13 protein-coding genes are annotated in these 13,914 nt (G+C 52.7%); all 13 read left to right on the top strand.

The features are described from left to right. Nucleotides 1-5: 5 nt before the first annotated feature. From LG384_RS12970 to LG384_RS12910, 13 genes are read left to right on the top strand one after another with little or no spacing between them, the layout of a single operon-like run. Entirely contained in the window at nt 6-491 is a 486-nt protein-coding gene (locus LG384_RS12970) for a DNA packaging protein (protein ID WP_225761022.1), read from the top strand. After that, entirely contained in the window at nt 460-1,908 is a 1,449-nt protein-coding gene (locus LG384_RS12965; protein ID WP_225761021.1) for a terminase large subunit domain-containing protein, read from the top strand. Before LG384_RS12970 ends, LG384_RS12965 begins: the two co-directional genes overlap by 32 nt. Next, on the top strand, nt 1,908-4,082 hold the full coding sequence (locus tag LG384_RS12960) for a portal protein (protein WP_225761020.1): 2,175 nt from the start codon (nt 1,908-1,910) through the stop codon (nt 4,080-4,082). Before LG384_RS12965 ends, LG384_RS12960 begins: the two co-directional genes overlap by 1 nt. A 13-nt stretch (nt 4,083-4,095) precedes the next feature. Next, entirely contained in the window at nt 4,096-5,001 is a 906-nt protein-coding gene (locus tag LG384_RS12955) for a scaffolding protein (RefSeq protein WP_225761019.1), read from the top strand. Nucleotides 5,002-5,013: 12 nt separating this feature from the next. Next, nucleotides 5,014-6,306, top strand: coding sequence for a P22 phage major capsid protein family protein (locus LG384_RS12950; protein WP_225761018.1), 1,293 nt, complete (start codon nt 5,014-5,016; stop codon nt 6,304-6,306). 50 nt (nt 6,307-6,356) lie between these two features. Beyond that, nucleotides 6,357-6,587, top strand: coding sequence for a hypothetical protein (locus LG384_RS12945; protein WP_225761017.1), 231 nt, complete (start codon nt 6,357-6,359; stop codon nt 6,585-6,587). Continuing rightward, nucleotides 6,571-7,074: a packaged DNA stabilization gp4 family protein gene (locus tag LG384_RS12940; protein WP_225761016.1), complete on the top strand. Its 504-nt coding sequence runs from the start codon at nt 6,571-6,573 to the stop codon at nt 7,072-7,074. The genes LG384_RS12945 and LG384_RS12940 overlap by 17 nt, the downstream gene beginning before the upstream one ends. Further along, the gene (locus LG384_RS12935; RefSeq protein WP_225761015.1) at nt 7,034-8,452 is read left to right on the top strand and encodes a packaged DNA stabilization protein; all 1,419 of its coding nucleotides are present in this window, start codon (nt 7,034-7,036) and stop codon (nt 8,450-8,452) included. Before LG384_RS12940 ends, LG384_RS12935 begins: the two co-directional genes overlap by 41 nt. Further along, a complete protein-coding gene (locus LG384_RS12930; protein WP_225761014.1) occupies nt 8,452-9,297 on the top strand; it encodes a tail needle knob protein in 846 nt (281 codons plus the stop codon). Before LG384_RS12935 ends, LG384_RS12930 begins: the two co-directional genes overlap by 1 nt. 2 nt (nt 9,298-9,299) lie before the next feature. Next, nucleotides 9,300-9,692 carry a hypothetical protein gene (locus tag LG384_RS12925; protein WP_225761013.1) on the top strand — a complete coding sequence of 131 codons (393 nt, stop codon included), beginning with the start codon at nt 9,300-9,302 and terminating at the stop codon, nt 9,690-9,692. Beyond that, nucleotides 9,676-10,341, top strand: a complete 666-nt coding sequence (locus tag LG384_RS12920; RefSeq protein WP_225761012.1) for a DNA transfer protein — start codon at nt 9,676-9,678, stop codon at nt 10,339-10,341. The genes LG384_RS12925 and LG384_RS12920 overlap by 17 nt, the downstream gene beginning before the upstream one ends. Further along, nucleotides 10,341-11,660 (top strand): phage DNA ejection protein, encoded by a 1,320-nt coding sequence (locus LG384_RS12915; RefSeq protein ID WP_225761011.1) that lies wholly within the window; start codon nt 10,341-10,343, stop codon nt 11,658-11,660. Before LG384_RS12920 ends, LG384_RS12915 begins: the two co-directional genes overlap by 1 nt. After that, nucleotides 11,660-13,657: a lytic transglycosylase domain-containing protein gene (locus LG384_RS12910; RefSeq protein ID WP_225761010.1), complete on the top strand. Its 1,998-nt coding sequence runs from the start codon at nt 11,660-11,662 to the stop codon at nt 13,655-13,657. The genes LG384_RS12915 and LG384_RS12910 overlap by 1 nt, the downstream gene beginning before the upstream one ends. Nucleotides 13,658-13,914 lie beyond the last annotated feature (257 nt).

Here is a 13,914-nt window from a genome sequence, read left to right as displayed (position 1 = left end):
GATTTATGGCGACTGAAAGCAAGATTGGTCGCCCGACTGATTACATGCCAGAGGTAGCAGAAGACGTCTGCAATCTGCTTATGTTGGGCGAAAGTTTGAGGTCTATTTGCAAACGTCCGGGCATGCCAGCAATCAGGACTGTTATGTACTGGCTGCAAAGGCACGATGACTTTATGCAACAGTACGCGCGCGCGCGTGAGATTCAGGCCGAGATTCTTGCTGAAGAAATCATTGAGATCGCTGACGACAGCGCCGGTGATGTCATGGTCGATGAAGATGGTCGCGAGCAAACTAACCACGAGCGCGTTGCTCGTTCCCGGCTGCGAGTTGACGCCCGCAAGTGGTACGCATCAAAACTGGCGCCAAAGCGTTATGGCGATCGTATCCAGCACGAGCAGAAGATAACCATCACCGACCTCACCGACGAGGAGCTGGACAAGCGTCTTATGGAGTTGACTAATGCACAGCCTGAGCCGGGAGGAGAAGCTTGAGCTCCTGAAGATACTTGAGGAGAAAAAGCGAAGAGAAAGCGTATACCGGTATCGTAAGTATTATGACACCCGCTATGCCTGGCAGCGTAAGTTTATCGCCGCCACCTCTGAGTATCGCCAGTGCGCGCTAATTGCCGCAAACCGCGTTGGTAAGACCGACACCGCAACTTACATCGACGCCATTCATCTGCTGGGTGAGTACCCGGAAGGATGGAAAGGCCATCGATTCACTCACGCCCCTTTGATGTGGTGCCTTGGTTACTCCGGCGAAAAGTGCCGAGATCTCCTACAGGCTGCCATCATCGGGAAGAAAGTGAACGGTGAATTCACTGGCGGCCTGATACCTCCAGACCGAATCATCTCAACAGAGCCGATGACAGGCACGCCAAATGCTGTGCGTTCAGCGTACATCAGGCATGCTAGCGGCGATCTGAGCAAGGTTCAGTTCTGGTCTTACACTCAGGGGCAGCACGCACTGATGGGTGATGATATCGACTGGTTCCATATCGATGAGGAGCCGGAAGACCAGACAATCTATCCGCAGGTATTAACTCGTACTGCGACAGGCGATCAGGGTCGTGGTGGCCGTGGAATTCTGACATTTACCCCTGAGAACGGGCGCACAGAACTGGTAATTCAGCTACTTGATACGCCAGCCGCTTCTCAATTCTGCATGAATGTTGGCTGGGATGATGCGCCTCACTTAACGGAAGAGACGAAGCAAGCCCTTCTCGAATCATATCCTCCGCATCAGCGCGACATGCGTACGAAAGGTATTCCCATGCTTGGTCACGGACGCATATTTGATTTCAGTGAGGACGCAATCACCTGCGAGCCATTCCCGATACCTAAGCATTACATGGTAATTGATGGGATGGACTTCGGGTGGGATCACCCGCAAAGCCGCGTTCAACTCGCAATCGATATGGACAGCGAAACCTTCTACGTAACTAAAGCATGGAAGGCCAGCAAAACATCGCCTGCGGAGGCATGGGGCGCTACTAAATCATGGGCAAACAAAGTGCCAACCGCATGGCCCCAGGATGGATTGCAGACAGAGAAGGGCAGCGGTCTTCAGCAGCGAGAATATTACAGTGATGCAGGCTTTTTAATGCTTCCTGAAGCTGCTCAATGGCCTGATGGTTCCCGTTCGGTTGAGCCAGGGCTGTTTGAATTGCACGATCTGATGAGTACCGGACGCTTCAAGGTATTTGCTGGTCTGCGTGATTGGTTCGAGGAGTTCAACTTCTACCATCGCGATGATCGCGGTCGCATTGTTAAGACTCGTGACGACCTTCTTGATGCTACCCGATACGCCTACATGATGCGCCGCTTTGCTAAGCGATACGGCGACATTGGAATTGTTAAAGACAAAAAGATCCCCGCCCCGATTAGACCAGTTTCCAGAGGACGATAATGGCTGACAACGAAAGCAGGCTGGAGAGCATTCTGTGCAAGTTCGACGCAGACTGGACAGCCGGAGACGAAGCCAGAACCGAGGCGAAGAATGACCTGTTCTTCTCCCGAGTCTCTCAATGGGATGACTGGCTTAATCAGTACACAACACTGCAGTACCGAGGCCAGTTCGACGTTGTGCGCCCGGTAGTGCGTAAGCTGGTAGCAGAGATGCGCCAGAACCCGATTGATGTTCTCTACCGCCCGAAAGATGGCGCAAGCCCTGACGCAGCAGATACGCTGATGGGCATGTACCGCACCGACATGCAGAACAACGCATCGAAGATATCGGTGAATATTGCTGTCCGGGAGCAGATTGAATGCGGTATCGGTCACTGGCGACGCGTCACCCGATACGAAGATCAGAACCCGACCAGCAATAACCAGATCGTATTGCGTGAGCCTCTTCACTCGTCGTGCTCAAGTGTCGTATGGGACAGCAATAGCAAGCAGATGGATAAGTCAGATGCGACGCGCTGCACTCTGATCCACTCATTTAGCCGTGATGGGTGGAAAAAATACGCAGAAGACAACGACATCGATAGCGACATTACGCCATCTTTCCAGAGTCCTAACGACTGGGTTTTCCCCTGGTTAACTCAGGACACCATTCACGTCGCTGAATACTACGAGGTGGAACGGAAGAAAGAGACCGTCTACATCTATCAGGATCCGATGACCGGCGCACCCGTGGCTTACTACAAGCGCGATATCAAAAATGTTATCGATGACCTGGCAGAACGAGGCATGGTCAAGGTTGCAGAGCGTAAGGTTGAACGATGCCGGGTGTATAAATCCATCATCACCTGCACCGACATTCTGAAGGATAAGCAGCTCATTGCTGGCGAGCATATCCCCATCGTACCGGTATTCGGTGAGTGGGGCTTTGTCGAAAGCAAAGAGGTGTACGAAGGTATCGTTCGCGGAACCAAAGACGGCCAGCGCCTGCGCAACATGATCATGTCGTTCAACGCTGACATCGTCGCCCGTACGCCGCGCAAAAAGCCAACGTATTACCCTGAGCAGATCGCCGGCTACGAACACATGTATGACGGCAACGACGACTACCCGTACTACCTGCAGAACCGTACCGATGAAAACGGTAATGATCTGCCGCTGGGCGCCATCGCCTACATGGAAAATCCGGAAGTGCCGCAGGCCAACGCCTACATGCTTGAAGCTGCAACCGCAGCAGTGAAAGAGGTGGCGACGTTAGGCGTGGATGCTGAGGCTGTGAACGGAGGTCAGGTTGCCTTCGAGACCGTCAATCAGCTTAACATGCGTTCGGATCTGGAGACGTTCGTATTCCAGGATAATCTCGCAACAGCGATGCGCCGTGACGGGGAGATCTACCAGTCCATCGTCAACGACATCTACGACATCCCCCGCACTGTTACCATCACGCTTGAAGATGGCAGCGAGAAGGAAGTGCAGCTGATGGAACAGGTGGTTGACCTTGCTACTGGAGAAACAACCGTCCTGAACGACGTCCGGGGACGATATGAGTGCTACACCGATGTTGGCCCATCCTTCCAGTCGATGAAGCAGCAGAACCGCGCAGAGATTCTGGAATTGCTCGGCAAGACACCGCAGGGCACTCCGGAATATCAGCTATTGCTGCTCCAGTACTTCACGTTACTGGATGGTAAAGGCGTCGAGATGATGCGCGACTACGCCAATAAGCAGCTGATCATTATGGGGGCGAAGAAACCGGAATCGCCTGAAGAACAGCAATGGCTTATGGAGGCCCAACAGCAGCCGCAGCAACCATCACCTGAGCAATTACAGGCGCAAGGCGTACTGCTTACTGGTCAGGCCGATCTGCTCAACGCGCAGGTCAAACAGCAGCAGCTGCAGGTTGATGCTGCCAAAATTGAAAGTGTTAACCAACTCAATCAGGCGAAGATTGCTGAAATCTTCAACAACATGGATCTCGATAAGCAAGCCGCATTCCGCGACTTCCTCGACCTTATGCAGCGCGCGCAAAACGAAAGCGCTGCAGATGCTCGGGCCAACGCAGATCTACTTCTCAAAGGCGCCGGACAGCAGCATAACCAGCAGATGGACGTCGCCAGCCTCCTGCAATCGCAGAGAAAAAACACACCTTCCGGCAGCGTAGCCGAGATTCCTCAATAAGAGAGAGCTAAACATGTCATATACCAACGCAATTCAGGCAACTGAAGACTCAATCCTGTCTGGCACAAAGGCGGCGGCACCCGCAGATGGCTTAGTTATCGATAATGCCAACGATAACGCAGGACTGGATACAGGCTTCGATGTTGTCCTGAGTGACGATGAGGGCAAGCAAAAACAAGACCCGGAAACCAACGCGAAATTTGCAGCCAAGCGCCTGGAGCGCAAGCGTCAACGCGACCTTGAACAACAGGCAGAGGCAGTCAAGCGTGGTGAGTTGCCGGAGAACTTACGGGTAAATCCTGATCTCCCACCCCAGCCAAACTTTAACGACTTCTTTGGTGATGACGCCTTGTACAGCAAGTACAACGGTGACACCGCCATGGCGTCGGCTGCTTTCCAGCAGGCGAATAACGAATGGAGCACAAAGGCTCAGGACGCGCGCAGTAATGCGGTGGCTGAGCAGGGACGCAAGACGCAGGAGTACACCCAGCAATCAACGCAATACGTCGAGGCAGCCCGCAAGCATTACGACGCAGCGGAAAAGCTCAACATCCCTGATTACCAGGCGAAAGAAGATGCGTTTACTCAGATGGTGCCGCCACAGGTCACCAACGACATCATGCGCCTCTTCCCTGAGAAATCCGCGGCGCTCATATATCACCTGGGTGCAAACCAGGAGACCACCCGTCGAATCTTGTCGATGGATGGGCAGTCAGCGCTGATTGAACTCACTCGACTCTCTGAACGTTTAACTCTCAAGCCTCGCGGGCAACAGGTTTCGTCCGCTCCTCCTGCCGACCAGTCAATCGCTGGTGATGTCACTGCTGCTAACCGTGAGGCGTTAACGCGCCAGATGGAAGCGGCGGCGGACAAAGGGGACACGGACACCTATCGCAAGCTGAAGGCAAAATTGAAATAAAGGAACTCGGCAATGAGCTTAAAAGAAGGCCAACTGGTCACGTATGCAATCGATGAGATCATCGAGACCGTAGAAAACCTGACGCCAATGGCGTCCAAAACCACCAAATACACCCCGGCGGCTGACTCTATGCAGCGTTCCGGTAACACCGTCTGGATGCCGCTGGAGCAGGAAGCACCAACTCAGGAAGGCTGGGATCTGACTAACAAGTCAACCAACGTTCTGGAGCTGTCCGTTAAGTGCAACATGGGTCTGCCGGATAACGACTTCTTCCAGCTGCGTGCTGACGATCTGCGTGACGAGCGTTCGTACCGTCGTCGCATCCAGGCATCTGCCAAGAAACTGGCGAACAACATCGAGACGGCTATCGCCAAGCAGGCTACGGAAATGGGCTCGCTGGTCGTGCATGACTCTCGCTCTATCGGGCCGGCCACTGGTTTAAGTGGCTGGGATTTCCTTTCCTCCGCTGAAGAACTGATGTTTGCGCGCGAACTTAACCGCGACATGGGCATCAGCTACTTCCTGAACCCGTCTGACTATCGCAAGTCCGGTCGTGATCTGACTGCTGGCGATATCTTCGGGCGCGTACCGGAAGAGGCATATCGCAACGGAACGATCCAGAAGCAAGTTGCTGGCTTTGATGACGTCCTGCGTTCGCCAAAACTGCCAACTGTCGTTGGTTCCACCGTCACCGGCATCACCGTCACCGGCGCGCAGAAGTTTAAGCCACAGGCTTACATTACTGACACCGACGGCAACAACGAGAACGTTGATAACCGTGTCGCAACGGTAGTTGTATCAGCATCTGCGGGCCTGAAGCGTGGGGACAAGATCAGCTTTGCTGGCGTGAAATACCTGTCGCAGATGGCGAAGAACGTCCTCACCGACGATGCCACCTTCTCTATCACCCGCGTTATCGATGGTACTCACATCGAGATCACTCCGAAACCGGTAGCTCTCGACGACGCCGCGCTGACTGCGGAAGAGAAGGCCTACGCCAACGTGAACACTTCACTGGCTGCAGCCGCACCGATCACGTTGCTGAACACCACCACGACCACCGCCAACATCGGCTGGGCTGATGACTCTATTCGCCTGCTGTCACAGCCGATCCCGCTTAACCATGAGCTGTTCTCTGGCATGAAAACCCAGTCGTTCAGCATTCCTGGCGTTGGCATTAACGGCATCTTTGCTACCCAGGGTGATATCAACACCCTGACTGGTAAGTGCCGTATCGCGGTCTGGTATTCAGCTTGCGCTGTTCGCCCGGAAGCAATCGTCGTCGGCCTTCCTGGTCAGGCGTAATAACTCAACCACCAGGGGCTTCGGCCCCTTTTTTCATTCTGGAGCAAAGCATGACACAGATGGTATTTCGCCAGGGCGAGATGAAGAAGTGGAAGGGTGTGGGCTACGACTTCGAGATTATCCAGGAAGACGACCTGCAGGAATATCTCGATGCTGGCTGGTTTGCGCATCCTGATGATCTGGTGAACTCTCTTGCAGAGCCAGATCCAGATCCAGAAGTTAAGACAAAGAACAAGCCGTGGTCAAAACCTAAGGCGGATAAAGATGCTGATAGCAACTAAAGGTGACCTTGTTAGAGCGGCGCTGCGCAAGTTAGCAATTGCATCAAACGCCACCCTAACCGACGTTGAACCGCAGTCTATGCAGGATGCGGTCGATGACCTTGAGTCGATGATGGCTGAGTGGTACCAGGACGGAAAGGGCATTATCACCGGCTATGTATTCGCGGATCCGGATAATCCTCCAGCCGAAGGCGATGACCACGGATTACGTTCGAGCGCAGTGAGTGCCGTATACCACAATCTGGCCTGCCGTATTGCTCCAGACTACGCGCTGGAAGCGACAGCAAAAATTATCACCACCGCCAGATACGGCAAAGAGTTGCTGTACAAGCAGACCGCTACATCACGCGCCAAACGTGCGCCTTATCCAAACCGGATGCCGATTGGCAGCGGCAATCAATTAGCCACCCTGAATGGCTGGCATTTCTTCCCTGGAGAGAAACAAGATGCCGATCCAGCAATTTCCTCTGATGAAGGGAACGGGTAAAGACTTCCGAAACGCCGACTACATCGACTATTTGCCGGTTAACATGCTGGCGACCCCTAAAGAAGTGCTCAACAGCAACGGATATTTACGCTCATTCCCAGGTATAACTAAGATTTCCAATGTGTTCGGTGTGTCTCGCGGAGCTGAGTACAACACTTCTCAGAATACCGTATATCGCGTAATGGGTGGCACGTTGTATCGAGGTGATGCTGCGGTTGGTAATGTCGAATACTCTGGGCGCGTATCAATGGCTCATGGGCGGACATCCCAGGCTGTATGCGTGAGCGGAAAAGTCATTGAATATCGATACGACGGTACAGTAAAAACAATCACCAACTGGCCAGTAAGTAGCGGACACACTCAATACGAACTTGGACTAGCCCGTGACGTAACCCGGTTACGTGGACGTTATGCCTGGGCGAAAGATGGCACTGATTCATGGTTTATTACCGACCTTGAAGACGAGTCTCACCCTGACAGAAATGCTGCCGAGTATCGGGCAGAATCCCAGCCTGATGGCATCATCGGTATCGGAACATGGCGTGATTTCGTTGTTTGTTTCGGAGCCACAACCACTGAGTTCTTCTCTCTTACCGGTGCCAGCACAGCAGGCGCGGCGCTGTATGTTGCCAACCCGGCGTATATGGTACCAAAGGGTATCGCCGGTACATTCTGCAAATGCGTGTTCATGGATGCTTATGCCATCGTCAGCAATCCGGCTACCGGTGCGCCGTCCGTATATATCATCGACTCGGGCCGGGCTACTCCGATCGCCACCGCCAGCATCGAGAAGATAATCCGCAGCTACACATCATCCGAGCTATCCACCGTGGTGATGGAGTCATTGCGCTTCGACTCTCACGAGTTGCTGATGATCCACCTTCCGCGCCATGTTCTGGTATATGACGGCACAGCATCACAAAACGGGCCCCAGTGGTGCATTCTGAAAACCGGATTATATGACGATGTGTACCGGGCTATCGACTTCATGTACGAAGGTAACTCGATAACCTGTGGCGACAAGGTTGAGCATATTAAAGGCGTGCTTAATTTTGATATATCAAGCCAGTATGAGCAGCGGCAAGAGCATCTGCTGTTTACGCCGTTGTTCAGGGCTGATAACGCTCGGGTGTTCGACTTCGAGGTTGAATCGTCAACCGGAGTGGCGCAATACGCTGATCGGTTATTTCTTTCCGCAACGACTGACGGTATCAACTACGGTCGTGAGCAGATGATTGAGCAGAACGAACCATTCGTTTACGACAAGAGGGTTATCTGGAAACGTATCGGGCGTATTCGCAAGAACGTAGGGTTCAAAGTCAGAGTTATCACCAAGTCACCTGTCACGTTATCAGGCTGCCAGATAAGGATTGAGTGATGGCTGATAATTCTCTTGCTATTCCTGTCATTGTCCGCGCAGTTAGCCTGAGCGCTGCGTCATTGCCAAAAGGATACAGCCCAGCATATGAACAATATATATTGTCTCAAGCTGTTGATTTTACAAGCGTAGCAGACAAGGCGAATGCGGCCGGGCAAGGCGCATACGAAGCTCAGGTTAAGAATGATGAGCAAGATGTTGTTCTTTCCGACCATGAGCAACGTATATCTGCAGCTGAAGTAACACTTTCTGACCACGAAACGCGAATTAGCGCCGCTGAAGTTACGATAGCAGACCACGAGACAAGAATTACTCAGAATGAGAGTGATATCTCATCGCTTGATACCAGAGTGGGAAGCCTTGAAACTCAGGTATCCGACCACGAAACACGGATTGATGCGCTTGAATACGCTGTAACACGCAAGAAGTCAGAGGTGGTCTACACCGGTATATCTCAGGTTATCCCGACTACCGCCACCAACCTGGTGACGATGCTCAAGGCATTGACTCCGACATCCGGCACGCTGGCTCCGTTCTTCGACACCGTTAACAACAAGATGGTTGTCTTTAACGAGAACAAGTCGCTCAACTTCAAACTGGCTATCATCGGAAGCTACCCGGGCGGCACAACCAACCGCTCTATGCAGCTTACCTTCTCCGGTTCAGTCCCGGACACGCTGGTTGCCAGCCGCAATGCCGCAACGGCGACGGATAACATTCTGCTGGCCACGTTCTTCTCGGTAGACCAGGGCGGATTCCTCGCCACCAACGGAAGCACGTTAACCATTCAGTCCAATGGCGCGGCGTTCACTGCCACGACCATCAAGATAATAGCGGAACAGTAACCATGCTAACGAATATCGATGCTCTCACCGGGCAGGGATTGATGCGCTTGTGGGGTGTGGAGTCGTGGGTTGATCCGGGAGCGGATTACTTCTTCTGGAATGGCTGCTGTGTATTCGCTCTGGTTCCGCAGCGTGGGTATTTCGACATCCATATTGCGATGGATAAGCGCCGCTGGCGTGAGTGCCGTGATGCTGGCGCGGACATCCTGAAAGTGTTCGGAATGAACCGGCTACGCGCCGTCATTCTCACTGACCGACCAAAAGTGTGCAACTACGCCAGGCGAATGGGATTCGGTGAGCGAACAACAGAAACTCTGACAACTACCGATGGGCGCGAAAGCGCCTTTTTTATTATGTGGCGCGAGCCGGGAGAATATCATGGGCGGTGCAATTAGCGGTATCGGCGGTGCCGTATCTGGCGTTATCGGTGGAATTGGTGCGAATAAAGCCGCGAAGCAGCAGCAAAAGTATCAAGACAGGGCGATGGACCAGGCTAGGCAGGGCTATTCAGATGCCGTTGAATGGCTCACACCATATGAGAGCGCTGGCAGAACAGGACTTGCCGGGCTACAGGCGATCGCCGGTCAGCCGATAGACAGAAACAAACTTCTTTCCGATTACTTAAATTCTCAAGAATACCAGATGCTTAATGACCAGGCTCGTTATAGCGGACTGAATGCAGCAGAAGCAACTGGAGGGCTTGGATCAACAGCAACCGGAAATATGCTGGCGTCTATCGCTCCAACTCTCGGTCAAAACTATCTCGCTGATATGACCAACCAGCAGCAGAACATGTATTCCCAGTTGATGGGCCTGTCAGGGTTCGGCGCTGAGGCAGCTAACGCGCTAGGAAACTATGCCATTGGTCAGGGTAACAACATGGCTGGAATGTATCAGCAGAAAGGCCAGATTATGGCTGGCAAGGCGGCTCTTCCATGGCAGGTTGCTGCCAGCGCTAACAGCAGCATTAATAACGGCGCGGCGCAGGACGTTAACCAGTTTACCGGTATGTTCGGCGGCATGATGGGTGGGGGGATGTTCTGATGGCTCAGTTTGGTGGATTGCAGGGGCTTGGTGCCCCTATCAACTATTACGACACCATGATCCCCGACTTCCGCAGAGAGGCTCTACAGGAAACGCAGAATCGAGTTGGGCAGCAGCAAGTCGTCGCTTCTCAAATGCAGAACCAGCAGGCACAGAAAGACAATCAGCGCCGCCAGGATTTCTATACTGCAATCGAGATCGCAACGCCGGACCAGTTACCAGCGTTGCGCCGCCAGTTCCCTGAGTTTGCGCAGAATATCCAGCAGGAAATCGGCATTCAAAGCGCTGAGCACGCATCATTTGTTCATGGTGCATTGAATGACCTTTCAGTGGCGGCCGCAAGTGGTAACCCTCAGGCAGTGCAGTCAGCTATCCAGAAAAATGGCCCGGCGCTATCAAGCCTGGGCGTATCTAAGGAGCAGGCAGCGCAACTGTATCAGCAGGATCCGCAGCAGTTTAACAGCCTGCTTAACGCCACTCGCCTCGCAACATTGCCGATGGATAAACAGTTCGAGACGCAGCAGAACCAGCAGAAGATTGACGAGACCGTTCGCAGCAACCGCGCTGGCGAGGGTCTTCAGGCCCGAGGGCAGAACATCACGATGCGCGGACAGGACATGTCGGCATCAACAGCTCGGCGCGGTCAGAATATGGCTAACCAGCGTGCTGGCGCGGCAGGCGGTCAAGGCGATCGCGTAGTCCAACTGGCTGACGGAAGAACTGTAAATGTCGGCGGTAAGCTTCACGGTGCCGGTGCAAATGCTTTCTATGAAGGTATCGACAACGCCGGAAACATGGTGCGCGTCCCGGCTAGCGCTATCGCAGCTCCTGCAACATCAGCAGCCAGCGCGCAGAATTACGCGATGAAGAAAGACCTTGATGCAATTTCCGGAGCGAATGCAGGCGATCTTGATTTTATGACAGGGGTGACTGGGTCATCTGGTGCTCCAGCTCTCGGAGCTGACATCCGTAGCCGCGCTTCCGGTGGCGGCCAGCGTCAGCTTTATAACGCAGCGCAACGTGTTCAAGGGAAGATGCAGAACCAGGGCATTGCGGCCGCACGTGATATGGGCGCATCCGGCATTAACACCGCTGCAGAAGCGAAGATGTATTTTCAGGGCATGCCACAGGTTGATTACTCAAGTCCTGACGCTATGCAGCAGTCAATGCGCGACATCCAACAATATACCGACAATTACAACCAGCAATACCAGGTTGATGTTGGTAATGGTGGAAATCGTCAGCAGTCAGCACAGCCATCCGTACAACAAACAACGCAACCGAAAACATCTGGCTACCAGTCTCTATGGGGTGATTAATGGCTAAGGCATGGAAAGACGTTATTTCCTCTCAACAGTACCAGGCATTATCACCAGAGCAGAAAGCACAGGCGCAGGAGCAATACTTCAATGAAGTAGTGTCCCCGCAAGCCGGAAGCGATGCAGAACAGGCTAAACAGGCTTTCTATGCTGCTTATCCACCTCCAACGACTCAAGAACCAGCACAACAACCACAAGATGCAGCGCAGCCACAGCAACAAGATGGATTCATGTCTGACCTTGGAAATGCTGCTGCAGAGACTGGGCGTGGTTTGCTACAGGCTGGAGTTAATCTGGCAAATATCCCGGCGTCAATGGCTGATGCAGTTGCCAGTGCTGGGGCATGGGCTGGTCAGAAGATTGGCATCGGTGACGGAACTTATCATCCAGCGCCTCGCGTCACAACCCAAGGGCTTGAGCAGGACTTTGGATTACAACAAGATTCGCTTACCCCTCAGACGACAGAAGGTAAAATCTTCTCTGAAGCGCTGCCATATTTGACTCCGGTTGGAGCTGAGAGAATTGCAGCGCAAGCGCCATCTATTGCTGGTCGAGTTGCTCAGGGAGCATCTCGTTTGCTGGCCGAAAACTCCGTTGGTTCATTGGCTGCAAATAGTGAACGTGATAACCCGGAAGCACTGGCAACAGACTTAGGTACCGGTGTTGTGCTGGGTGGCGCGATTAACCAGTTAGGTCGTGCCGCTGGCGCTGCTTATCGTGGGGTTCGCGGGACGATAGCGCCAGAAGCGCAACAGGCTATTCAGTTCGCTAATGCCGCTGATGTTCCTCTGCATACCACTGACGTTTTGCAACCAAATTCCCGCGTCGGCCGCATGGCACAGACCACAGCTGAAAACATACCATTTGCCGGGACAAGCACTATGCGAGCTAATCAGCAAGAAGCTCGAAGCCAGTTGGTAGATGAGTTTGCATCACGATTTGGTGAATACGATCCGTCGATTGTGGTTGGCAGTCTGAAGGCAAAAACTGCTGGTATTAAACAAGCCGCTGGTAATCGACTGGAGCAGGTTCAGAATGCAATGACGGGCGTAAATATCCAGCCATCTCGCGCCATCCAGCAAATCGACACCGAAATAAGCAATCTCCAACGCCTTGGAAAGGTAGCCGATAACGAGACTATCGGGAAACTGCAGGCATACCGTGATGAACTGACTCGCAATGCAGGTGCAAGTGGTCCAATGGCGATGGACCTACAGCAGCTGAGTGGCCTTCGTAGTCAGTTCAGACAGGATGTGAAGGGTGAGCGAGTTGTTATGCCTAACCGGTCAGATGCTGCCGTTCAGCGCGTCTACAAAGCGATGACTGGAGACATTGACAGTGCCATTGGCAAGAATCTTGGCGATGATACTCTGCGTCGCTATAAGCAGGCAAACTCCATCTATGCAGATGAGGCCAACAAGCTTCAAAACACTCGCCTGAAGAACGTGATCATGAAAGGAGACTTAACTCCTGAAGTGGTCAACAACATGCTGTTCAGCAAGAATAAATCAGAGGTTCAAAACCTATACCGTTCTGTTGGTCAAACAGGTCGTTCCCAAATGCGTAACGGCATCATCGGTAAGGCAATGGAGAAATCAGGCGGTTCTCCAGACCAATTCCTGCGCCAGGTAAATCTGATGTCTAACCAGACAGGAATCGCTTTTAAAGGCCGCGATGCTGCATATCTGAAAGGGCTGAAGAACTATCTTGAGTCAACCAAACGTGCGGGGCAGGCAGGTGTAACGACGCCAACCGGACAGCAGACAATCCCCTTCATCTTAGGGATTGGGACAGCAACAAACCCTGCGCTAGTTGGAGCGGGTGGCGGTTATGGATTGCTGGCGAGATTGTATGAGAGCGAACCAGCACGAAACGCAATGCTTCGCCTGGCTAATACTCCGCGCGGGTCTACGGCATTTGAAAAAGCATTGTCTGATGTAGAGCGTGCGGTTAATTCATTCGCTCAGGGCGCTAAATCAGACGCATTAAGCGAATAGCAACTTTCCGACTACTATTCCGCATAGTAACAAAGCAAAGTTTAGCAAATCACGTTCCATGATAACTCCTCTTTTACATAACCATATCAAACTTTAACTCAACGCTGCGAAGATTGGGTAATTATCATGTTGATGACAGGCATTCTTTTTTGCATGATCTATTCAGGACATCACAATTTATGAAGAATCATGAAAAGAAGAACGCTTCTGAAGTCTTTACTAGGCCTGTCATCACTTTTGCCAATTAAGTTCTCTGC

It is taken from the genome of Citrobacter sp. Marseille-Q3906 (genome assembly GCF_916618775.1).
GTDB classification, from domain to species: Bacteria; Pseudomonadota; Gammaproteobacteria; order Enterobacterales; family Enterobacteriaceae; genus Citrobacter; species Citrobacter murliniae.
The sequence above is the reverse complement of the archived record's forward strand: the minus strand, read 5'-3'. Positions and strand labels throughout refer to the sequence as shown.

What these genes read in the sequence shown, in the direction of transcription:
- LG384_RS12950 (WP_225761018.1), top strand. Translation starts at nt 5,014, where the DNA reads ATGAGCTTAAAAGAAGGCCAACTGGTCACGTATGCAATCGATGAGATC.
- LG384_RS12965 (WP_225761021.1), top strand. Translation starts at nt 460, where the DNA reads ATGCACAGCCTGAGCCGGGAGGAGAAGCTTGAGCTCCTGAAGATACTT.
- LG384_RS12945 (WP_225761017.1), top strand. Translation starts at nt 6,357, where the DNA reads ATGACACAGATGGTATTTCGCCAGGGCGAGATGAAGAAGTGGAAGGGT.
- LG384_RS12940 (WP_225761016.1), top strand. Translation starts at nt 6,571, where the DNA reads ATGCTGATAGCAACTAAAGGTGACCTTGTTAGAGCGGCGCTGCGCAAG.
- LG384_RS12930 (WP_225761014.1), top strand. Translation starts at nt 8,452, where the DNA reads ATGGCTGATAATTCTCTTGCTATTCCTGTCATTGTCCGCGCAGTTAGC.
- LG384_RS12925 (WP_225761013.1), top strand. Translation starts at nt 9,300, where the DNA reads ATGCTAACGAATATCGATGCTCTCACCGGGCAGGGATTGATGCGCTTG.
- LG384_RS12935 (WP_225761015.1), top strand. Translation starts at nt 7,034, where the DNA reads ATGCCGATCCAGCAATTTCCTCTGATGAAGGGAACGGGTAAAGACTTC.
- LG384_RS12910 (WP_225761010.1), top strand. Translation starts at nt 11,660, where the DNA reads ATGGCTAAGGCATGGAAAGACGTTATTTCCTCTCAACAGTACCAGGCA.
- LG384_RS12970 (WP_225761022.1), top strand. Translation starts at nt 6, where the DNA reads ATGGCGACTGAAAGCAAGATTGGTCGCCCGACTGATTACATGCCAGAG.
- LG384_RS12920 (WP_225761012.1), top strand. Translation starts at nt 9,676, where the DNA reads ATGGGCGGTGCAATTAGCGGTATCGGCGGTGCCGTATCTGGCGTTATC.
- LG384_RS12955 (WP_225761019.1), top strand. Translation starts at nt 4,096, where the DNA reads ATGTCATATACCAACGCAATTCAGGCAACTGAAGACTCAATCCTGTCT.
- LG384_RS12915 (WP_225761011.1), top strand. Translation starts at nt 10,341, where the DNA reads ATGGCTCAGTTTGGTGGATTGCAGGGGCTTGGTGCCCCTATCAACTAT.
- LG384_RS12960 (WP_225761020.1), top strand. Translation starts at nt 1,908, where the DNA reads ATGGCTGACAACGAAAGCAGGCTGGAGAGCATTCTGTGCAAGTTCGAC.